Genomic DNA, 20,798 nt, shown 5'->3' on the forward strand with positions numbered 1-20,798 from the left:
CATGTGCCCTGGCAACGAGGTCCTTGCGGTCGACCGGGTGAGCGTTTCTTTCCCGGGGCACAGCGTGCTACATGAGGTGAGTTTCAGTCTGGAAGCGGGAGAGTTCTGCGGCCTTATCGGTTCGAACGGTTCGGGCAAGACCACGCTGCTGCGTACGATCCTCGGCTTCCAGGTAGCGAGTGCAGGTAGCATCAGGATCAATGGTGCGCGCAGCCTGACCTCGGTGGGTTACGTCCCGCAGAAGATCGCGCTCGACCCCTACCTCCCGATGCGTGCGCGGGATCTGGTGTCGCTCGGCCTCGAGGGCCACAGGCTCGGCTTGCCGTTACCGTCGAAACAACGCCGCGAGGCGGTCGACGGGATGCTCAAAGCCGTGGATGCAGAGCCTTTCGCGGACCAGCGCATCGGGGAACTGTCCGGAGGCCAGCAGCAGCGGGTACTGATCGCACACGCTCTGGTTCGCCGTCCGCGGCTGCTGTTGCTGGACGAACCTCTGGCCAACCTCGACATGCGCAGCGTCGCCGAAATTGTCGCGCTGTTGCGCCGCCTGAGCGTCGAGCACGGGCTTGCGGTCCTGCTTTCGGCGCATGACATGAATCCCTTGCTGCCGGTGATGGACCGGATCGTCTACCTCGCCAATGGCCGCGCAGCGAGCGGGGCGACGGACGAAGTGGTGCGTACCGAGGTCCTGAGCAGACTGTACGGCTATCACATCGATGTCGTCCGCGTGCACGGCCGCGTGCTGGTGATTGCCGCCGGCACCGAGGCCGAAATGCTTGCCGCCGTTCGGCGAGACCCCGCCCACATTGTGCAGGTTCCCTGATTCAAGATGGATTCCCTGCTCACCCTCATCTTTGAACCGGGCTTCTTTAGCAGCGAACCGGTGCATACCGCGATGGTAGTCGGCGGCGGCGCCGCAGTCGTGTCCGGCGTAATTGGCGTATTCACCGTCATGAGGAGCCAGTCCTTCGCCGGCCACGCGCTGGCCGATGTGAGCAGCGCGGGCGGTGCTGCGTCGTTCCTGCTCGGCATCAACCCGTTGCTGGGATTTCTCGTCATGGCGGTCATGGCAGCGGGCGGCATCGAACTGGTGCGGGTGCGCCGCGCCCGTGAGCGCGATCTTGTGACCGGCGTCGTGCTGGGCGCGGGGCTTGGCCTTGCCGCGCTGTTTCTTTACCTCGACGTGACATCGAAAAGCACGACTGGAGCGGCGATCACCGTCATGTTCGGATCAATGTTCGCCATTCCGGCATCGATCATTCCGCTCGCACTGGCGGTGGGCACGGGGGCGTTGATTGCCGCGGGCGTGCTTTATCGTCCCTTGCTGCTCAGCTCCGTTGACCCAGAGCTGGCTGCGGTCATGGGCGTGCGGGTACGGACGGTCGGACTCCTGCACCTGCTGGTATTGGCGCTGGCCGTTTCCCTATCAGCTATTACGGTCGGCGCCATCCTGTCGACCGCACTCCTGATAGGTCCGGCGGCGATCGCCTTGAGGGTGGCAAAGCGGCCAGGCTGGGCCACGGGTCTGTCCGCGTTAATCGGCCTGGGCACGACCTGGGGTGGCATCCTCCTCGCGTACGACAGCTACTACTGGACCCCCGGGCACGGCTGGCCAGTGAGCTTCTTCGTGGTGACGCTTATCTTCGCCCTGTATGTCATCACAGGTCGCGCCGGACCTGCACGGAAGCCCCCAACGGGCGCGCGGATCGCCCTGAACGCCCGTGAACCGGGTGAGGCCTGACCATGTTCTCCAGCTTCATGACCAACACGTGGATCGTGGCGAGCATCGTGGCAGCGGTCGCCGGATTCATCGGTTTCTTCGTGGTGATTCGAGGCGCCTCGTTCGCCGCGCACGCCTTGCCGCTCGGCACCTTTCCGGGTGCTGCAGCGGCAAGCCTGCTCGGTATCAATCCGCTCTTCGGCCTGATCGTCTTCGCTGGTCTCGGCGTGATCGGAATCAGTTGGCTGAGCCGGCGCGGAAGACACGAAGTCGCAACCGCCCTGTGCCTCGTCACGCTGCTAGGCTTCGGGGCGCTGTTCCTGAGCATGACGAGCGAGTATTCACAAGCGGTCTATGCCCTTCTCTTCGGCGAAGTACTGGGCGTGAGCAACACCGATCTCGCGCCGGTTGCCGCGATCAGCGGGTTCTCGATTGCGGTTGGGGTTGTGCTCTTCCGGCCACTCCTGCTCAGTTCGGTATCGCCCGATCTGGCGAAGGCGAGAGGCGTATCGAGCCGCGCGATGGAACTTGCGTTCATGAGCATCCTGGCGCTTGCGACGGCAATGGCGCTCCCGGTAGTGGGCGCGCTGCTAGTGTTCAGCCTGATGATTGGACCCGCGGCTGCGGCCCGCTCGCTGACTGACCGGCCGATTCTTGCGATATGCGTGTCGGTTGGAATTTCGCTCGTCACGGTGTGGACATCGATCGCCCTCTCCTATGTCTCCAACTGGCCAGTCGGTTTCTTCGTTGGCATGCTTGGGGCCGCCTGTTACGGAGTGGGGCAGGTGTGGACCCGGGCACGAGCCTTCGCGCGCCACCACGACGAACGGCCGGCCTCGGAGGCACCAATCGGCTCACTGACGGGACCGCCAACCGGCGTGAAGCCGAGCGCATGAGACTTGGCCTCAATCGCGGCAAGCGACGTGCGGTCCTCGTCGAATGTGAGGGTCAGGCTTTCCTGGCCGTAGCTAACGTTGATGTCGGACACGACTGGCAGCCGCTTCATCGCGTTCTCGATCTTCAATGCACAAGACGCGCAGTCCGTGCCCCCGATGCGCAGTTTCAGCGGCAGAGAAGAGTTCACCGTTTCGACCTCGACACGTTTCATCACGGTGACTACGATAGACGCTGTAGCTACTACAAAGGTCAAGTAGATGGATGAATCCGCCACGCTTTCGATCGGCCAGCTCGCCCGCGCGAGACCTCGGTTTTTCGCTTGACCAGGTGCGCGAACTGCTCGAACTTGCCGACGACCGCACGCAGCCGTGCGGCGCGATCGACGCAATTGCGTCCGCGCGCCGCGCCGAAATTGAACGGAAGATTCTCGACCTGCAGGCGCTGAAAGCGGAACTCGACAGCCTGATTGATCAGTGCAGCTGCAGCACGATAGCGGAGTGCCGGATCGTCGAGTCGCTGTCGCCCGCCGGGTGATTCAACCCAGATCCTTCGCGCAGCGACGATGTATCCACAACCCGACTGCCAAACGATTGCTGTTTGAAGCTCCGCAAATGACCGCGTACACGATTTCCTCGCAACGCTGGCCGATTGCGATGGGAAGCTACCGAGAGGAGCGGGTCCGACAACGTGGACTTGCCCCTGCATGAGCGGACATGCGGTCACGCTTAGGTTGGTGAATTTGCTCGCTGGCGAAACTCGCGTGGTGAGCGGTATTTCAGGGCGCTGTGCGGATGCAACTCGTTGTAATGGTCAAACGCGATGGCCAGATTCTGCAACGCCGTTCCCGCGTCCGGCTTCGGCATCCACGAGACGTAGTCTCTCTTTATCGTTTTGACGAAGCTTTCGGCCATCCCGTTGCTCTGCGGACTTCTGACCGGCGTCGTGATGGCTTTCAGGCCCACGTTTTTTGAGAACGCCAGCGTCTCCCCGGCAATGTAGCAGGAACCGTTGTCGCTGAGCCACTCGATTTCGCTGTCGGTTTTCAGCGCACCATCGAAACGGCTTTCTACAGCCTGAAGCATGACATCACGCACCATGTCTCCGGTATAGCCTCCAGTGGTCGCAGCCCAGCTCATAACCTCCCGGTCGCAACAGTCCAGCGCAAAGATGACGCGCAGCGGCGAGCCGTCACCACAACGGAATTCGAAGCCGTCCGAGCACCAGCGCGCATTGCTCCGGTCCACCGCGACCCTGCCATCGTGCCGGCGCGTGGATTCGGGATGTCGAGCGCGGCGCTCGAGCAGCAGGCCGTGGGTATGCATGACCCGATAAACCCGTTTTGCATTAACGCGAGGCTGCCCCTGTGCGTCCCGGTTTCGCCGTAGGAGGGCCCAGGCGCGCCGGTAGCCGTAAGTGGGCAAATCAGCAATCAGCCCCTGGAGCTCCGCAACGAGCGGCATGTCGTCACGGGCCGGCGTCTTGCGCTTGTCGACCCATTCAGCGTCGCGCTTTGATTTCACCGCGAGATTAGAGCGCGACACACCCAGGACTTCACAGACCGTCTTCATCGGTCGTCCCCCGGCAGCAATGGTGAGCGCGCAATCAATTTTTTTGCCCGGCCGTACGCCACTGCTTCGCGGAGGATTTCCACTTCCATCGTCTTCTTGCCCAGCAGTCGCTGGAGTTCACGAATCTGCTTCATCGCTTCGGCCAGGTCGGATGCCGGCACCACCTGCTCGCCGGCACTGACTGCTGACAGGCTTCCGTCCTGATAGAGCTTGCGCCAGCCGAACACCTGGTTTGCATTCACCTGATGACGACGCGCAACTCCGGAAACGGTTGCTCCGGGCTCGAAGGTCTCGCGCACTATCACGAGCTTCTCTTCAACAGAGCGCCGGCGGCGCTGCTCAGGCTGGGTCAGAACCTCGACGGGTTCCACATTAGACATAGGCTTAAACATGGGCGGAAGACTACCTCATAATTTAAGCGTTGCCACATGTCCGGTTTTTGCGGGGGCCGGCCCACAATACTCGACGATGTGATACAGGTTAGCGGTCTCACAGAAAGGTAGGGAAAGGCGCATTCAATGTGAGGAACACTTCTCGACGATCCGATTGAGGACGACCCGATCTCAGATAGTCAATCAGCGCTTCGCCAACTTCTTCCGTTAATGGCAAACAAAGAGGTGCAAGCGTCTTCGACTGCTTAACCTCTATCGTAGCCGTGTCCCACTTCAGATCGTCGATAGATAGTGTCCGAATGTCACTCACTCGCAATCCGAGGCGACAGGCCAGCAGAAGGATCGCGTAATCGCGTTTGCCTTTAGGCGAGGTGCGATCAACGACTTCGAGCAGCCTGACCAGGAGTTCCGGGTCCCAGACCGATGGAACAGACGAATCGCGGGGAACATGGACCGCCGGCAATACATGGCTGAGATCCCGCTGCAGAATTCCTCGCAGCAGAAGAAACTGCGGAAAACCACGCACATCGGAAACGATTCGCGAAACTGACTTCGCAGCCTGGCGATGTTGCGAGGTCACGAATGCGCAGAGATCGGCCGGCTGTATCTGATCAAAAGACGTGATGTTCCTTGAACCGAGGAAGTCCGCAAATATCACGATCTCCCGCATCCGCACGCGAATGCTCGATGGGCGAAGATGACGGCGATCCCGACAGTACCGATGGCCATGATATAGCGAATTCGCATTCTTCATCTTCCGATTTTACGCGACCACCTCGGCAACGTGACAATGTCTTCGACAACGCAGTGCGCGAACGCTTTAGCGTACGCAGTTTTCCGATTTTTGAGACAACCCCATGTAGCCGCGCTGCCTTCAAATTGACAAAGCCGTAGTTTTCACTACGAAGAACCTCTTGCAGCATCCTAAATACCACGTTGTATATCTCAAAACAACTGTCTATCCAGATAGGTTTTTGAGATGCAAATCGATAGTCAAATCGATAGTTCATTTATATCGATGTGCTCGCTTTTTTGAAGGCGTGATTGTGGCAGTAAATCTCAAGCTGGCATCGAAATGTTGCGCACACCTCGAAACAGATCGAAGATTTGGAAAAGCAGGCGAAGTTTCGCAGTCCATTAAAATTTTAGAAAATAATGAAAAAGTCTGTTGTAGTTATCGGAGTAGGGCCTCGCGGGCTTGGAGTCCTTGAACGACTCCACGCCCATTGCATTTCTGGCTCGCTACCGGAGGAATTATCAATTCATCTAATCGATGCTGTAGGCGAAGGACAGGGGGTTCACGAGACAGCCCAACCCGACTATCTCTTGGTCAATACGGTCGCCGGGCAAATCACGGTTTTCGCCGATCCGACGGTTGCGGACGCGGGCCCAGTGGTGTTCGGCCCAAGTCTTGCGCAGTGGGCAAACGTTGATTCCAATATTTATCTTCCACGCGCGACGTTGGGGAAATATCTGCGTTTCGCTTATCGATATTTCGTCGATCTCCTGTCTGCATCCATACCTCTCCACGAACACAAGACCAGTGCTAGCCGTGTGAGCCGGAACGACGATGGGTCGTATTGTGTCAGCTTGGACAATGGTGAGAAAATCCATGCAGACTTTCTGTTCCTATGCACCGGTCACGGAAGTAATCGGCTAAATGAGGAGGAGGAGGAAATCCAGCGTTGGGTTTCATCGATGGCGTATAAGAACCCTTCCGCACGGTACATTCCTCGTTGCTATCCGCTGTCCATATTGGATGGGATTCCATCGGATGTCCGCGTGGGCATCCGCGGAATCGGTCTTAGTGCCAATGACGTTGTTGCAGCACTTACTGCAGGTCGTGGCGGGATATTCTTCCGAACTAAACACGGAGAGCTGCGCTACGCCGTTAGCGGACGAGAACCGTCGCTCTACATTTTTTCGCGCCAGTCAATTCCGTTTTCAGCTCGCGCGATCAATCAAAAGGGTGTAGCTGGACAGCACAAAGCCGCTTTCCTTACACGCGACGCAATTGACCTCGCACGCGCTAGGCGCGGACGGTACCAGCTCAATTTCCGCCAAGATCTGCTGCCTCTCCTAATCAGTGAAATGTGCCTTGCAATGCGTCGGGCGCAGTCTATCAATACAGCGTCACTGTTCATAGATGGGCCTACCACCGAAGAGAAAGAACTCGTCTACCGCTTGCTTTGTCCGAACGACGACCGGCAGTTTTCCGATATCGCTACATATCAAACATATATCGTCGGGCTGATGCAGGCCGATTTACAGCAGGCAAATCGCGGAAACGTCGACGACCCAATAAAAGCCGCCACCGACGTTATCCGGGATGTACGCGATAATCTCCGATATGCCATCGAGCAGCGAGGATTGACCGCTGAATCTCACCGTGAATTCTTTGAGCAATTCGTGCCGGCGATGAATCGGATTGCTGTTGGCCCCCCGAAGGAACGAGTCGAAGAGTGGCTCGCATTGATCGATGCCGGTGTCCTAAAGCTCGCGGGCGGGCCAGGTGCAACCATGGAGCGTTCAGATAGCGACGGCTGCTTTCTAGTGAAGACTCAATTTGCTGCACAGGTTCACGTTGCGAAAGTAGATGTAGTCGTGGATGCTCGCATCGAGCCGATTTCCCTTGCATACGATAACTCCCCCTTACTTCTCGCTTTGCAAGATGATGGCTTGGTCCGACCATTTTTTAATGGAGAATTTGGGGCCGGTGGTATTGACGTCGACTCGAACAACCATCCTCGAAATGCAGAAGGCGTATTGGCACCCAACATGTGGGCGCTCGGCAATCTCGCTGAGGGAGCGAACTTCTATACATATATTTTGCCGCGCCCGATGGTCAGTTCGCGCTTCATTCATGACGCCGGTCGTGCGGTCCTAGAGATGTTGGCTGCAATGCGCAAACCCGAACCCGCACGTGAATTCGAGCTTTCAAACGACACTTCATGAATTCAATCGATTTGCCGGTAGAGGTTAGACCGATAGGTGCTCGGCGTAAACGATTGATTCTGGTGGGTCAAACGGGCACAGCAGCGGCACTGCCTGCTTGAACCGCGGCGAGTAGGCGCTCTCGGGCGCCATAGGTGGCTCAGAGTCCGGTGGGTGGAGTTGGGGAGGCTTGGGAATTTCAAACGAAGTGCCAAAGGGAGTAGCGAGTTGTCCTCGATGGAGCGATGCATGCGGTGTTGCCCCCTTGAGCGCGAGGTGCTGCTGGTTCGGTTCAGTGCACGAGAGGAATAGCTCGGTGCGTTTCGGGTAACGAAGGCGACTCTCGCGGTTGCGCGTCGGTTCAGGGCTATTCTCGGTCTCGTTGTTGACGCGGATGGTCATTTTGACAAAAACGAGCTTTACGTTCGCCAGTTCAAGGATCCCCACTTTCCCGGCCGGATAGTTGCGGAACCGATCGGCAATAACGTTGCGCAGCGCTGGGCACGAACGAAGGAGAGCCATCAAGATGGCACTGTCGAACTAGCAATCGGATCGTCTCGTAGCCACGACCGGCCCCGTTCATTGTTCCAATTCGTGCGGCTTGCAAAAATGCGGTACGCACCGTTGTCGCGATGGTAGACGACCTCTTGGGACGAGGGGAACTGGCCGCCCGTTGAATCGTGCGGCTGTAAAAAAGGATATTGAGATGAATCGACGCAATTTCAACAAAACCGCGTTGGGGATTGCCGTAGGCGCGTTTGCGGCAAAACAGGCATCTGCACAGGACAAGCCAACGACATCCAAATCCAAGACTTTCGTCCTCGTGCACGGCGCATGGTACGGCGGCTGGTGTTGGAAAAGGGTCGCGACCGATCTGCGCGCGGCAGGGCACTATGTGTCCACGCCGACCTGCCCTGGCGTGGGCGAAGCCAAGCATCTGCTATCGAAGGACATCGACCTCACGACACACATCACGGGCATCACCAACCACATCCAGTTTGAAGGACTGAGCGATGTGATTCTGGTAGGCAGCGGCTTTTCCGGCTTGATCATTAGTGGTGTGGCCGATCGCATTCCACATACGCTCAACAAGCTTGTCTATCTGGACGGGCTTGTCGTTCCAAATGGCACCTCCGCGTTCGATGCACAACCCGCGGAGATCACGAAGAAGCGGCTGGAGCAAGTCGAAAGAAAAGGTATGGGCATTGCGATTCCGCCACCGCCACTCAGTAGCTATGAATTCGCTACCGACGAACAAAGGGCTTGGGTTGGCCCTCGGCTGACACCGCATCCGGTTGGCCCGTACATGGAGAAGTTCGTTATCAACAATCCGCTCGGCAACGGCGTGCCGCGCATTTACGTTGATTGCGTTGCCACCTCATTCGCTCCGCTCGCAAAGCTCAAGAAGGACATCCGGACCCAGCCCGGCTGGACGTGGAAGGAATTGAACGCGCGGCATGAAGTGATGGTGACGGAGCCGCACCTTCTCAACGAATTCCTGCAATCGATCTAATTTGGCCGGGCGATAGGAGACAAGTATGTTGAATGGATGGCAGAAGATCGGTGCGCTCATGCTCAGTTCGATACTGCTGCTTGCCGTAACGTCCTATTCGGCAGCGATGCCGAAGCCAGCTTCGATGCTAGGCGTAGTCGGGTGTATTCTCATCGCAATCCTGTGCCTGTCGAAAGAGAGCCGCAAGAAGCAAACGCTATGGTATGCAGTGGGGATATTCGCGATCTGCATTCCGTTTCTCGCCAATTCAGTCGATGCGCCGCAACTCCTTGGCGCAATGGGGCGCTTCGTGCCCGTGATGTGCCTGCTCATCGGCATCTCCTTCTTTCGACACAGTCTGACACGTTCGGGGCTTTCCGCTGTGGTCAGCAGCCAGTTGATTAAACAGGCGGGTGACCCCTTGAATTCGATTCGGATTTCGCTTGCGACGATGGCCCTGACGCTATTCGCGAGCTTGGGCGCGATCTCAATGATGGGTGCTGTTTGCGGTCCGCAAGTGAAAAATCGACTCGGGATTTCTCGTATCGCCATGCGCTCGCTCTGCGCGTCGATGTTCATCCTGCCGACCACCATAGCCTCTGCTTCGATCGCTGCAGCGATTCCCCACCTTGATAGCGGTGCGGTGCTCCTGTTCGGCATGCCGCTCACGCTTTTCGTCGCAGCGGGAGCGATGATGCCACAACTCGAAATCGAAGAGACAGGACGAAAATTGCTCGCGCTCAATAAATCCATGCCGATAATTTTCGCTGGCGTGGTCGCAGCGTCCGGTGGCATTTTCTATGCGGTGACCCATAAATTAACGTTCGCCTTCGCGTTCGCCATGGTGTTTGGGTACTGTGTCGAATTGCTTGCATTTTCGAAAAGTAACACCTCGCAAGCAATCCTGAAAGAAGGATCTAAAAGTCTCGACGGGATTGCGCCCGAGTTACTTCTGCTAGCGGCTTCCAGCCTGCTGATCTTTACTATCCAACATTTCGATCTCGGTACCTATCTGCCCGAGGTAATCAAGGCATGGCTGCACAATCCTTACATTGTCGGAGTTTTGCTAGTGTTTGTGTTGCCCGCAGTGACTATCGCAGGTGTTCACCCGATGATCCTGTTCGGAATTTTCTTTCCTATAACAGATGCTGGCGTACTAGGGCCGACCTATATCCAGTATCTGGCATGGACGTCGATGTTCGTAATGGCCAATCTTCTTTCGCCAGTGTCCATTTGTGCGATCCTCGCGGCGACAAGTTTGCAAACATCAAGCCGCGAGACTAGCTACGTTTCGAACTGGAAGTTCTGCGTGCTTAGCATGGTGATCGCCTACGTTTATTTGCTTTCGCTACAGAGCATTCGCTTGCATGGCTAGAGGAACGGAAGCCGACGCAGCTCGTAACTTTTCTCCGGGAAGAGTCGTGTTTCAACCACATTATCTTTCGGCGTAGTTCAAAAGCCATGTTGTTGCATTACACACACTGTCTAACTCTTCTTGAATTTCGAGGATGACTTAGTATAGAGAGGAAATTTTAGGTCTCCGACCTCAGGCGATCAACTTTAACGAGGCCGCAGCTGACCGAGTCTGGGTCGCGTCAGCACGTACGGATGATCTTCTCCCGTCATCGCTTCGCTCGGACTTTTGCCACGCCACTTGCGCACCGGCTGTGCAAGGTCCACAGCAGTCTAGTGCGAGCGTGCTTCGAGGCACGGCAGGCTGAACAGTAAGCTCTGCCCCTACAGCGCCGAGGGAGGGCTTCACGTGCTTGGCGATGTCGCGATGAAAATTGGGCGCTACTATCTCGCGCCGCGCTATTCGCCACATCGTGCGCAACGGAAGTTCGCACTTCCCCAAAAATCACGAAACATTTCCTACACTGAGCAGAGATGGATTTGCAGTCACTTAAAATATTCAAGGCGGTAGCTGAGGAAGGCGGCATCGCTCGCGCTGCCAAAGTGCTGAATTGTGTGCAATCCAATGTTTCAACAAGGCTTAAGCAGCTCGAAAGCCGCTTGGGTATCCAACTGTTTTATCGCCTGAGCGGCCGACTTGTCATTTCGAATGAAGGATCGCTGCTACTCGGATATGCAGATCGCATGCTTCAGTTAGCCGAAGAAGTGCAATCCATTCTCAAGAGCAGGGGAGAGCTCGCCGGCAAGCTTCGGATCGGGGCGACAGAGATCATCGCTGCTGCCCGTCTGCCGCCCATCCTCGCCGATTTTCACAGGCGCTATCCGAAGGTGGACATGACGATCGAGACGAGTCCCATCGAGCACGTGATTCGCGCTGTCATCGGCCATCGTCTAGATATCGCGTTGGTTCCGGCGCCGGTCGCCTCGGACGACCTGGATCAGGACGACGCTTTCGAAGAAGAACTGGTACTGGTCACGGATCACAGCCGCAGCGACATCACCTCGGTCGAGGATGTCAGCGGATCGACTTATCTGGCGCTTAGCGCCGGATGCTCGTACCGCGCGCGGTACGAGCGCTGGCTTGGCGACGCGGGCTTCATGCCCGGCAATGTGGTGGAACTGGGTACTAGCGAGCTGATCATCGCCTGCGCCAGCGCGGGAATGGGAATCTCGTTGATGCCGAAATCGTTGGTTGAGCGTTGGGAACTCTCCGGTGCCATAAAGTCCCACGCTATTGAGTCCGACGTGACGAGAGTCCGCACCCTGTTTGTCTGGCCTAAGGATATCGCCCAGCATGCTGCGCGAGACGCCTTTGTTCAGTCCATCCGGGACTAAGGCGTTCGAATGCACTAGGGCCAACCTCGAAGTTGCGCTTCCGATGTCTAGCAGGCGGTGATGAACGAATCCGCCTGCGGACTTTTGAATCCCCGAAGGGAGAGAAGCCTTCTTGTGACCGCCAGTTGTGACGCATGGTGAGGATTACCTCTGTGCCAGATCATCACCGTTTTTGTGTGCGAGAGCTTTTCTGGCAGCGGATGGCATCGTACTTGGTTCGCGAATCCCCACTTTTCTACGAGCGTGTGCGGCATGATCGCAATGCCCAACCCGGCGCTGACGCAGCTCATTACGGCTTGCGCCGTATCGAGCTCGAGTGAGCGCGATACGGATAAGTGGGCTTCCTCCATCCAGCGCAGCATTCGCTCCCGGTATGTGCGGTCGTTGCGCAAGCCGATCACCGTCATGTTGCGCATGTCACGCGCGGAGCGAACGTCCAAGACAGTCATGTCGGTAAGCAAGACAAGCTCGTCGTCGGAAAATTCCGTTTGCAGAAGCTCGGCATGGCGGATGGGGCCCACGACGATACCCAAATCAAGCTTTTGGGCGATCACATCCCGCACAATGCAGTCCGTCGTGGCCGCCACGACGCGCAGTTGAACATCCCGATGGTCACGATGGAAATCCGCTAGCGCGTGAGAAAGCGGGCCCGCAGCCGTTGGTGAATTGACACCGATACGGAGTTCTCCGTGCATCGTTCCGGATCCCCTGACGGCCTGCTTCGCCTCATTTGCCAATTCCAGCAGGCGTTCGGCGTAGCTATGCAACATGACGCCGCGCGGCGTCACGGTCAAACGGTTGCCGACGCGCTCGAACAGGCGCGTATCCAGCGTGTCTTCCAACTGCCTGATCCGTGTAGAGACATTCGACTGAACGCAGTGTAAGCGCTCTGCGGCGCGCGAGACGCCGCCCTCGTCGACCACTGCCTTGAATATTTGTAGCACTCGAAGATCCATCTCCCCTGCCTTCGTATTCTGTAACGCGTTTTACCAAAAAGCCAGAATTTCATTTGATGAACATCACTGCCTTGAACCGGAAGTTTCTTTTGTTTGACAAGAACAATCAATTCATTCTTAAAAAAAGAAATGGTAATCAAAAAATTTAATTATTAGTTTTCGAAAAGGTGGTTAAGATTTATCCCGCGACGCAATTTTATATGTGCGCTGTAAATGCGAGGTATTTTTAATCAAATTAAGATAGGTTATTAAAATCGGTCCTCGCATAACAATCCTTATTTGGATATGCCATCCGCCAGAGATCGGGTGGAAGGTGTGCGCATCAGAGTGTCTTCTTTTGAGATTCTATTTACTTAATCGTCTCCAGCCATAAACCTAAGGAATGTATATATGAATAACGTTAGTGTCGTCATCGTCGGTATGGGGCAGCGCGGGCTGACTCTGCTCGAAAGATTGCACGCGGTGCTCTCCGAGCGGGACATAAAGGTCGGCATCGACCTGCACCTGATCGATCCGTCGACCCCCGGACAAGGTATTCACGAATGGACCCAGCCTGAGCATCTGCTGGTGAACACCATCGCCGCGCAGGTCACGTTGTACTGCGACGAATCGGTGATGGATTCAGGTCCGATCCTCCCGGGACCTTCGTTGTTGGAATGGGTGCTGGAACAGGGATACAAGAAGCTCGACGGCCGCTATGTCATCTCTGACGTGGGCGAGCCCATCGACGAGAACACCTATCTGCCGCGCGCCGTGATGGGCAAGTACCTGACGTGGGTCTACGACAAGCTGATCGAGGGCTTGCCGGATTATGTCACCGTCTTCAATCACCGCAGGGATGCGGTGAACATCGTCCCGCTTGACAACGACCGGATCGAAGTCCAACTGGACGGTGGCTTCCGAATCGGTGCGGACTATGTATTCATGACGATGGGGCATAGCCTCGGCGGTAAGGACAGATTCGACAGAGAAATGGACGAACTGGTCAACAAGGGTAAAACCGGCAATAGTCACTTGGCGTATTTCCGGATGCCCTATCCAATCACGTCGCTTAATTCGATTAGTTCGCATGCGAAGGTCGCAATTTGCGGAACGGGACTAACCGCGACGGACGCTATTTCGGCATTGACGCTCGGCGTTGGCGGAAAATTCGAAAAAATATCGTCCGCTCGCTATCAATACATTCCCTGCGGACGCGAACCTAAAATCACAGTGTTTTCTCGTCAGGGCTTACCTGCCGGCGGCCGCGCGATAAATCAGAAAGGCACCTACGGTCAATATAAGGCGAAATTTTTCACGCGAGACTTCGTGGATATGCGTCGCCAAAACAGTCTGCGCGAGCGCGGCAGCGAACAGCTCGATTTCGATCGAGATTTATGGCCGACACTTAAAAAGGAAATGGCTTATGTATATTCGAGTTCGCTGAAAGGAGAGTTTGGCGATCCGGCCATATATCAGGTCGAACCGGAAATCGCCGCCGCGATCGATACGCTGATGGTGCCGATGGCCAATATCACCTTTACCGATCAGAAGGACTACCGCGAATACGTGCGTCAGCACCTAGAGGACGACATCGCGGACTGCTTCGGCGGCAATGTCAACAACCCGCGCAAGGCGGCGGCCGACATTCTGCGCGACATCCGCGACAACATTCGGCACGCGGTCGACTACGGCCGTCTCACGCCGGAGTCACATCGCCGCTTCCTGTCGTACTGGTGTTCCATCAGCAATCGAGTCGCGAGCGGCCCGCCCAAGGAGCGGAACATGGAAATGGCGGCGTTGGTCGACGCCGGAGTGGTGTCCTTCTTCAGTCCGAAGCCGGATATCGGCTATGACAAAGCGCGCTGCCGCTTCACGCTGTCGACCGACCGATTCGCCGAACCAGTTACCGAAGAATTTGACGTGCTGATTCGCGCCAAGGTAGATCTGTTCGAGCCTGAATTGAGTCCAGCTCCACTGATCAGAAATATGCTTGCGGCCGGCGTGATCAGGTCGTTCAGAAACGGCGACTTCAAGCCGAGCGGAATCGATGTGGACGGCGCGGTGAACGTGATCGACCTCAACGGCAAGGTGATCCGGAATCTGTGGGCGTTAGGGTACGTCGTGGAGGGCGCGCATTTCTATACGTACGTGCTGCCTCGACCGTACTCCAATTCTCGCGGCTTGCAAGACGCGGGGGGGGCGATCGTGACGATGGTACGCGACATCGCACAGCGCAGCGAAGTAGGCCAGCTGCTTGATTGCGCCGCGGTTTAACGGGGAGATGAGAATGGATCGACGCAATTTCAGCAAGGGCGCACTTGGCCTCGCCATGGGTGCGCTCTCGGTGACAAAGGGCCGTGCGCAAAACCAACCGACGAAAGCGAAGCAGAAGACCTTCGTGCTCGTTCACGGAGCATGGTATGGCGGCTGGTGCTGGAAAAAAGTTGCCAAACAGCTTCGCGAAGCGGGGCACTACGTGTCCACGCCGACCTGTCCGGGACTGGGCGAGTCGAAGCATCTGCTATCGAAGAACATTGATCTCACGACACATATCACGAGCATCACCAATCACATCCACTACGAAGGCCTGACCGATGTGATCCTTGTTGGCAGCGGCTTCTCCGGTCTGATCATCAGTGGCGTAGCAGACCGGATTCCCCGTTCGCTCGCAAAGCTCGTCTACCTGGACGCGCTCGTGGTGCCAAATGGCATGTCCGCGTTTGACGCGCAACCTGCAGAAATCACGAAGCAGCGGCTCGAACAGGCTGCTCGGGAAGGAAACGGTATTGCAATTCCCCCGCCCCCCCTCAGTAGTTACGACCTCGTGACCGACGAAGACAAGGCGTGGGTCGGTGCACTGTTGACACCGCATCCGGTGGGACCTTACGAGGAGAAGTTCAGGCTCGAGCATCCGCTCGGCAACGGTGTGCCGCGCATTTACGTCGATTGCGTTGCCACCGCTTACCCGCCGCTCGCGGAGCTCAAGAAAGACATCAGGACCCAACCCGGCTGGACCTGGATGGAATTGAATGTACGGCATGACGTGATGGTGACGGAGCCACACGTTCTCAACACTTTCCTGCAATCCATCTGATGCACCCACATGGGGAGAAACGATTATGTTGAAAGGATGGCAGAAGATCAGTGTGCTCATGTTCAGTTCGATGTTGCTGATCGCGGCGACGTCGTTGCCTGCCGCGATGCCAAAGCCGGCGTCCGTGCTGAGCGTGATCGTGTGCATTCCAGCGGTGATCCTGTGTCTGTCGAAGGAGAGCCGCAAGAAGCAGACGCTGCGGTACGCAGGAGGAATCTTTGCGATCTGCATCCCGCTTCTGGGCACGTCGGTCGACGCGCTGCAGTTGCTCGGCGCGATGGGGCGCTTTCTGACCGTTATGTGCCTGCTGGTCGGCGTCTCGCTATTCCGGCACAGCCTGACACGGTCCGGGCTTTCCGCAGTCGTGAGCAACCAGTTGATCAAGCAGCCGGGCGACCCGTTGAATACGATTCGCGTGTCGCTCGCAACGATGGCGCTCACGCTGTTTACGAGCCTCGGCGCAATTTCAATGATGGGCGCCGTGTGCGGGCCGCAGGTGAAGAACCGCCTGGGCATTTCCCGGGTCACGATGCGCTCGCTGTGCGCGTCGATGTTCATCCTACCCACCACGGTAGCCTCCGCGTCTATTGCGGCTGCGATTCCGCATCTGGACAGCGGCGCGGTTCTTCTACTCGGCATGCCGCTCGCGCTGTTCGTCGTAGTAGGCGCGATGACTCCCCGGCTCGATATCGAGGAAGGCAGCCGCAAGGGGCTCGGCGTCAACAAGGTCAAGCCGATCGTCCTTGCGGTGCTGGTCGCGCTGTCGGGCGGGATCTTCTATGCGGCGACTTCCGCCCTGACGCTCGCCTTCGCGTTCGCAATGGTCTTGGGTTATGGCCTTGAACTGGTGGCGCTGTCGGACGGCAAAGCGTCGCAGGCTATCGTCAAGGAACTGCCGACAAGCATTGACGGGATCATGCCGGAATTGCTGCTGCTGGCCGCGTCGAGCCTGTTGATATTCACGATCCAGCATTTCGACCTCGCCACGTACCTACCGGACGTGATCCGCTTGGCGCTGCGCAATCCGTATGCCGTTGGCGTTCTGCTGGTGTTCGTGCTCCCCGCAGTGACCGTACTCGGCGTTCATCCGATGATTTTGTTCGGTCTCTTCTTTCCGCTGGTGGATGCTGTCGTGCTGGGACCGACGTATGTCCAGTATCTCGCGTGGACGACCATGTTCGTGATGGCCAATCTGCTCTCGCCGGTTTCCATCTGCGCGATTCTGGCCGCGACGAGCCTGCAGGTATCGAGTCGGGAGACAAGCTATGTGTCGAACTGGAAGTTCTGTGCGCTGGGCATGGTGATCGCCTATGTCTACCTGCTCACGCTGCTCAGCTTACATTCGTCCCACTAACGCGGCCGGCACCGGCGTATCCTTCCTTTTCCCCGAGAAGAGTGATGTTTGAAATCGACCCTCTGTTACCGGTAGCGCTGACCGAGCAAATCGTTCGACGCGTCGGTACGCTCGTCCAACAAGGAAAGTTGCACGCCGGCTCTAGGCTGCCGTCGATTCGGCAACTGGCGAAGAAGCTGGGCGTGAGCCCTAACACGGTCGTGACCGCGTACGATCAGTTGATCGCCCTCGGCGCCATCGTCGCGCATGCGTCCAGCGGATTCTTCGTGGCCGAATCGAACGGTGGCGCGCCGCTGGCAGTCGCGCGCCGGGCAACTGCCAGCGGCCCGATCGACGCCGCGTGGCTGGCACGCAGCAATCTGGAGATCGATTCGGGCTGGATTGCGGCAGGCGGCGAAGCGCTGCGCGGCAGCTGGCTGGAGGATGTAGGCACGACCTGCCTGGCGAGGAAGACCGTGCGCAGCTTCGGCGACGGCATGCACGTGCCGCACAGCGCGCAAGGCGCGTCGGCGCTGCGCGAAGTGCTGGCGCTGCATCTAAGGTTCGACGGCATCTTCGTTGATCCCAACTGTCTGATCACGACGGACTGCGCGGTACAGGCGGTCGATCTCATCTGCCGCGTGATGCTGCAACCAGGCGATCTGGCACTGATTGAAGAGCCGACTACGCCGCTATTGGTCAGCCGCCTGCGTCATCACGGCGTGCGGCTCGCCTCGGTAGGCCGGGGTCCGGACGGAATCGATCTCGACAGGCTGGAATCGATCTGCAGGCGCGAGCCGCCCGCGTTGGTCTTCACGCAATCGGCCGTACACAATCCGACCGGCTTGAGCAGCAGCATCGTGAATCTGCATCGGCTGCTGAGCCTCGCGGAGCAATATGGATTCACGATCGCGGAAGACGACGTGTACGGAAACCTATCGAAAAGGCCGGCCGCGCGCCTTGCGCAACTCTCCGACATGAGCCATGTTATCTACTACAGTTCGTTTGCAAAAGTGATGGGGCCACTCGTCCGACTGGGATTCGTCGCGCTCAGACCGGCGCTGATAGACGCGTTCATTCACGCGAAACTACATCTCGTGTCGGAGTATTCCATTTTGACGGAGCGCGTGGCGTTCGGCATGCTGCAGTCTGGCAAATATCGGAAGCATCTCGAGCAGCTGCGGCGCCACCTAGGTTTCGCGCGCGCCGGCGCGTTGTCCAGTCTGAGCGCGGCTGGCGTGCGTTTCGATCATGGTGGTGACGGACTTTTCCTGTGGGGAGAGCTCCCACCTTGCATCGACACGGAGTCGCTCGCCCGGAGAGCGTTCGCCGAGCACATCCTGCTCGCACCTGGAAGCCTGTTTCAGGCACGTGACGCCTGCGGCGGGGCCACGTCCTCGCGCATGCGATTCAATGCGGCCGCAAGCGGGGATCCGAGACTCGCAAGTTTTCTCCATCGATCTCTCGCGGTTAGCGAGCCGTCATACAACGCGTGCGCCTGATGCGGCGTTGACATCTGGCCCGCTTGTATCAGACGACATAATCCAATATTACTAAAGAGTCGCAAATAATGGTACGTATTGAAACTAACGACCACACAGTTTGCCGTGGCGAATGAAATCTGTACCTTTGCAGTGGCGTGTAATTTTCATAAATTGACCGGACTGCTCGTCATGAAAATCATCGCTTGCGTCAAAGCAGACCTACACATTACTGCTTTTCATAAAAGAAAGACGCGAAATATCGATGAAAAATGTGACTGACGCAGCACTCATCACTCACCTATCGGACATCGCCATGAAGATACTGCTGCTTGATTTGCTTGACCGGTCCCTTCAGGATGCACTGCTTGCGGACAATGTGATTTATCGACCGGATTTGCTGCACAAGAGTCACGACATATTCACTCGGACGATCGTGGAGAATAACATCGACGCACTCGTCTCCCGTAGTCCGATCCCCGCGAACGTGATCGCCAATTGGGCGGCAGCTCGTACTCTGGCTGCTTTTGTTGTCCGCGTGGTGATTCCGGATCCGAATGCTTTGGATCTGCTGGACTATACGCCCGACGGAAAGATTCAGAACGGCAACAGCATCGCGTTGCAGGCATTCGGCAAATCGCTGGAGGACGCCTATGTCAACGCGTTCGACCAGTTGGAAGCCCACTCGATCAAAAGCGCGCTGCACGAGCGGCGTGCGCAGGACGACGAGGCCTGTTCATCGGCTAGCGAGATGCAGAACGAGAAGGTACTAATGGTCGGTGCGGGCCTAGTCAATCTTGTGACGGCTTATCGGCTGCAGCAGGCTGGATACGCGATTCATTTCGTCGATGCGCGGCCCGAGCCGGCGAAGTCTTCGCCATGGGCGGCTTTCGGCTGCAGCCATGGCGGCGATGACGCCCGGATGTTCACATTGTCCGAGATGGACAATTACAACGACCGGCAAGTGTCGCTAACCATGAACAATCTATTCCGGCGCAGCGTGACGGAGCTGGGCTGGAATGTGCATTGGAAGCAGACACTGTCGGAGCGCGAACTCGACTGGGTCCGGGAATTCGAGGGCATTCCGGTCTGGTTGGCCAATAAATACAACGAGGATATTTTCTCGTTCACCCGCGCGAGCTTGGCGAAGTGGACCGAATGGATCGAGCACGATCCGGAATTGTTCACCGCATCATTGCTGCGCGAGGGCATCTTGCGCCTCTACTCCGATGAAACGCAATTCGTCAACGCCGTCAGGCGGCAGAATCGCATCGGCGCGACCCGCAATGTGCTGACGCCCGCAGAAGTGGCGCATGACCATCCTGCACTGGCGGAGGCGGTGCGAGGCGGCCACATTGCCGGCGCGGTCTATGTTGAGGGCTTCACGATCAATTCGCACAAGTTTGTCCGGCAACTGCTGCAACGGCTCAGCGCAGGCGGCGCTGAGTTCAGCTGGGGAGAAAGCGCGAAACAGATCATCTTTGATGAAAGACGGCGCGTCACGGGCATCCAGTTCAGCGACGAAGTAATCGAGGCCGATCACTACGTGCTCTCACCTGGTGCATATGGCAACGACCTGCTGGACGGAACCGAGTCGAAGGGAAAGATTCACGGAGTACTCGGCGCGTGGCTGCGCATTCCCAATCTCGAGCCGGAACTCCGGCATTCGCTGAAGCTCGCCCGCAAAGGCCACATCACCGAGGACGCGAACATTACCGTCGCTACCGACGAGGTGGGTAAGCCAATCCTGATCATTGGGTCGGGCTACGGTCATACCGGCATAGATCCGCGCAATATCGACCAAGCCCAGTTGCAGCAGATCTACTTGGGCCTTGTCGACACGGCGGCGAAGTATTTCCCGACGTCTTATGCCGCGGCGCTCGCCGCCGGCAATATGGCGGGTAGCTTTAAATATTGCGTCAGGCCCTGGACTTCGTCGGGTCTCGGCATCTTCGAGATGTTGCCGGCTAGTGATGGCGGGCGTTGCGTGATCACGGGCGGCCATAACACGGGCGGCTTCGCGCAATCGCCCGAGATCGCACAGGCCGTGTTCGACGCTATCGAGTACCGAGAGCATCCCATGCATTTCGCCTACCACCCCAATCGCCCGAGTACATTCCTTTCGGCTACCGTGGCGCAGTCCCGCAACACCGAAACGGCTGAGGTCGCGCTGGGCTAGCACCCCGTCGCGACACAGCACG

General features: G+C 57.5%; 17 protein-coding genes and 1 pseudogene. 13 read left to right on the top strand and 5 right to left on the bottom strand.

Annotation, left to right across the window (positions count from 1 at the left end; genetic code table 11):
• Position 1: 1 nt before the first annotated feature.
• The 3 genes from OKW35_RS14100 to OKW35_RS14110 are packed head-to-tail and all read left to right on the top strand — an operon-like array spanning position 2 to position 2,616.
• On the top strand, positions 2 to 823 hold the full coding sequence (locus tag OKW35_RS14100) for a metal ABC transporter ATP-binding protein (protein WP_429552780.1): 822 nt from the start codon (positions 2 to 4) through the stop codon (positions 821 to 823).
• Positions 824 to 829: 6 nt separating this feature from the next.
• Positions 830 to 1,741: a metal ABC transporter permease gene (locus tag OKW35_RS14105; RefSeq protein WP_429552339.1), complete on the top strand. Its 912-nt coding sequence runs from the start codon at positions 830 to 832 to the stop codon at positions 1,739 to 1,741.
• Positions 1,742 to 1,743: 2 nt separating this feature from the next.
• Complete coding sequence (locus tag OKW35_RS14110; RefSeq protein WP_429552340.1) at positions 1,744 to 2,616, top strand: metal ABC transporter permease; 873 nt, start codon at positions 1,744 to 1,746, stop codon at positions 2,614 to 2,616.
• A 44-nt stretch (positions 2,617 to 2,660) separates the two neighbouring features.
• Here the strand turns inward: OKW35_RS14110 and OKW35_RS14115 are convergent.
• Positions 2,661 to 2,828 (bottom strand): annotated as a pseudogene (locus OKW35_RS14115) (cation transporter); the annotation flags it as partial.
• Positions 2,829 to 2,878: 50 nt separating this feature from the next.
• Between OKW35_RS14115 and OKW35_RS14120 the strand changes: the two are divergent.
• Positions 2,879 to 3,151, top strand: coding sequence for a MerR family DNA-binding protein (locus OKW35_RS14120; RefSeq protein ID WP_429552341.1), 273 nt, complete (start codon positions 2,879 to 2,881; stop codon positions 3,149 to 3,151).
• A gap of 191 nt (positions 3,152 to 3,342) precedes the next feature.
• Here the strand turns inward: OKW35_RS14120 and OKW35_RS14125 are convergent.
• Together OKW35_RS14125 and OKW35_RS14130 are read right to left on the bottom strand one after the other, a co-directional pair.
• Positions 3,343 to 4,565, bottom strand: a protein-coding gene (locus tag OKW35_RS14125; protein WP_429552342.1) for an IS3 family transposase whose coding sequence is annotated in 2 segments (ribosomal slippage) — positions 3,343 to 4,232 and positions 4,232 to 4,565 — 1,224 coding nt in all. Because the reading frame shifts where the segments join, the coding sequence is not laid out codon by codon here.
• Positions 4,566 to 4,674: 109 nt separating this feature from the next.
• On the bottom strand, positions 4,675 to 5,331 hold the full coding sequence (locus OKW35_RS14130) for a tyrosine-type recombinase/integrase (RefSeq protein WP_429552343.1): 657 nt from the start codon (positions 5,329 to 5,331) through the stop codon (positions 4,675 to 4,677).
• Positions 5,332 to 5,732: 401 nt separating this feature from the next.
• On the opposite strand from OKW35_RS14130, the gene OKW35_RS14135 reads away from it, so the two are divergent.
• Positions 5,733 to 7,532: an FAD/NAD(P)-binding protein gene (locus OKW35_RS14135; protein WP_429552344.1), complete on the top strand. Its 1,800-nt coding sequence runs from the start codon at positions 5,733 to 5,735 to the stop codon at positions 7,530 to 7,532.
• A gap of 24 nt (positions 7,533 to 7,556) precedes the next feature.
• Here the strand turns inward: OKW35_RS14135 and OKW35_RS14140 are convergent, their stop codons facing one another.
• Positions 7,557 to 8,033, bottom strand: coding sequence for a hypothetical protein (locus OKW35_RS14140; RefSeq protein ID WP_429552345.1), 477 nt, complete (start codon positions 8,031 to 8,033; stop codon positions 7,557 to 7,559).
• Between the two features lie 184 nt (positions 8,034 to 8,217).
• On the opposite strand from OKW35_RS14140, the gene OKW35_RS14145 reads away from it, so the two are divergent.
• The 3 genes from OKW35_RS14145 (at position 8,218) to OKW35_RS14155 (ending at position 11,751) form a co-directional block, all read left to right on the top strand.
• Positions 8,218 to 9,024: an alpha/beta fold hydrolase gene (locus tag OKW35_RS14145; protein ID WP_429552346.1), complete on the top strand. Its 807-nt coding sequence runs from the start codon at positions 8,218 to 8,220 to the stop codon at positions 9,022 to 9,024.
• Positions 9,025 to 9,049: 25 nt separating this feature from the next.
• Positions 9,050 to 10,378 carry a hypothetical protein gene (locus OKW35_RS14150; protein WP_429552347.1) on the top strand — a complete coding sequence of 443 codons (1,329 nt, stop codon included), beginning with the start codon at positions 9,050 to 9,052 and terminating at the stop codon, positions 10,376 to 10,378.
• 512 nt (positions 10,379 to 10,890) lie between these two features.
• Positions 10,891 to 11,751, top strand: a complete 861-nt coding sequence (locus OKW35_RS14155; RefSeq protein WP_429552348.1) for a LysR substrate-binding domain-containing protein — start codon at positions 10,891 to 10,893, stop codon at positions 11,749 to 11,751.
• Positions 11,752 to 11,798: 47 nt separating this feature from the next.
• On the opposite strand, the gene OKW35_RS14160 is transcribed toward OKW35_RS14155, so the two are convergent.
• Positions 11,799 to 12,707 carry a LysR family transcriptional regulator gene (locus OKW35_RS14160; RefSeq protein WP_429552349.1) on the bottom strand — a complete coding sequence of 303 codons (909 nt, stop codon included), beginning with the start codon at positions 12,705 to 12,707 and terminating at the stop codon, positions 11,799 to 11,801.
• Positions 12,708 to 13,097: 390 nt separating this feature from the next.
• Between OKW35_RS14160 and OKW35_RS14165 the strand changes: the two genes are divergently transcribed.
• From OKW35_RS14165 to OKW35_RS14185, 5 genes are all read left to right on the top strand, one after another.
• On the top strand, positions 13,098 to 14,963 hold the full coding sequence (locus tag OKW35_RS14165; RefSeq protein ID WP_429552350.1) for an FAD/NAD(P)-binding protein: 1,866 nt from the start codon (positions 13,098 to 13,100) through the stop codon (positions 14,961 to 14,963).
• Between the two features lie 13 nt (positions 14,964 to 14,976).
• Positions 14,977 to 15,783, top strand: coding sequence for an alpha/beta fold hydrolase (locus tag OKW35_RS14170; RefSeq protein ID WP_429552351.1), 807 nt, complete (start codon positions 14,977 to 14,979; stop codon positions 15,781 to 15,783).
• 25 nt (positions 15,784 to 15,808) lie between these two features.
• A complete protein-coding gene (locus OKW35_RS14175) occupies positions 15,809 to 17,137 on the top strand; it encodes a hypothetical protein (protein ID WP_429552352.1) in 1,329 nt (442 codons plus the stop codon).
• 44 nt (positions 17,138 to 17,181) lie between these two features.
• Positions 17,182 to 18,618: a PLP-dependent aminotransferase family protein gene (locus OKW35_RS14180; protein WP_429552353.1), complete on the top strand. Its 1,437-nt coding sequence runs from the start codon at positions 17,182 to 17,184 to the stop codon at positions 18,616 to 18,618.
• Between the two features lie 244 nt (positions 18,619 to 18,862).
• Entirely contained in the window at positions 18,863 to 20,776 is a 1,914-nt protein-coding gene (locus OKW35_RS14185) for an NAD(P)/FAD-dependent oxidoreductase (RefSeq protein ID WP_429552354.1), read from the top strand.
• Positions 20,777 to 20,798 lie beyond the last annotated feature (22 nt).

This window comes from Paraburkholderia sp. MM5477-R1 (assembly GCF_050436385.1).
Lineage (GTDB): Bacteria > Pseudomonadota > Gammaproteobacteria > Burkholderiales > Burkholderiaceae > Paraburkholderia > Paraburkholderia tuberum.

Bases quoted from the DNA above. Each gene is read 5' to 3' on its own strand.
- OKW35_RS14145 (WP_429552346.1), top strand. From the start codon at position 8,218: ATGAATCGACGCAATTTCAACAAAACCGCGTTGGGGATTGCCGTAGGC.
- OKW35_RS14150 (WP_429552347.1), top strand. From the start codon at position 9,050: ATGTTGAATGGATGGCAGAAGATCGGTGCGCTCATGCTCAGTTCGATA.
- OKW35_RS14120 (WP_429552341.1), top strand. From the start codon at position 2,879: ATGAATCCGCCACGCTTTCGATCGGCCAGCTCGCCCGCGCGAGACCTC.
- OKW35_RS14105 (WP_429552339.1), top strand. From the start codon at position 830: ATGGATTCCCTGCTCACCCTCATCTTTGAACCGGGCTTCTTTAGCAGC.
- OKW35_RS14180 (WP_429552353.1), top strand. From the start codon at position 17,182: ATGTTTGAAATCGACCCTCTGTTACCGGTAGCGCTGACCGAGCAAATC.
- OKW35_RS14165 (WP_429552350.1), top strand. From the start codon at position 13,098: ATGAATAACGTTAGTGTCGTCATCGTCGGTATGGGGCAGCGCGGGCTG.
- OKW35_RS14155 (WP_429552348.1), top strand. From the start codon at position 10,891: ATGGATTTGCAGTCACTTAAAATATTCAAGGCGGTAGCTGAGGAAGGC.
- OKW35_RS14175 (WP_429552352.1), top strand. From the start codon at position 15,809: ATGTTGAAAGGATGGCAGAAGATCAGTGTGCTCATGTTCAGTTCGATG.
- OKW35_RS14185 (WP_429552354.1), top strand. From the start codon at position 18,863: ATGAAAAATGTGACTGACGCAGCACTCATCACTCACCTATCGGACATC.
- OKW35_RS14135 (WP_429552344.1), top strand. From the start codon at position 5,733: ATGAAAAAGTCTGTTGTAGTTATCGGAGTAGGGCCTCGCGGGCTTGGA.
- OKW35_RS14140 (WP_429552345.1), bottom strand. From the start codon at position 8,033: ATGGCTCTCCTTCGTTCGTGCCCAGCGCTGCGCAACGTTATTGCCGAT.
- OKW35_RS14130 (WP_429552343.1), bottom strand. From the start codon at position 5,331: ATGAAGAATGCGAATTCGCTATATCATGGCCATCGGTACTGTCGGGAT.
- OKW35_RS14100 (WP_429552780.1), top strand. From the start codon at position 2: ATGTGCCCTGGCAACGAGGTCCTTGCGGTCGACCGGGTGAGCGTTTCT.
- OKW35_RS14170 (WP_429552351.1), top strand. From the start codon at position 14,977: ATGGATCGACGCAATTTCAGCAAGGGCGCACTTGGCCTCGCCATGGGT.
- OKW35_RS14160 (WP_429552349.1), bottom strand. From the start codon at position 12,707: ATGGATCTTCGAGTGCTACAAATATTCAAGGCAGTGGTCGACGAGGGC.
- OKW35_RS14110 (WP_429552340.1), top strand. From the start codon at position 1,744: ATGTTCTCCAGCTTCATGACCAACACGTGGATCGTGGCGAGCATCGTG.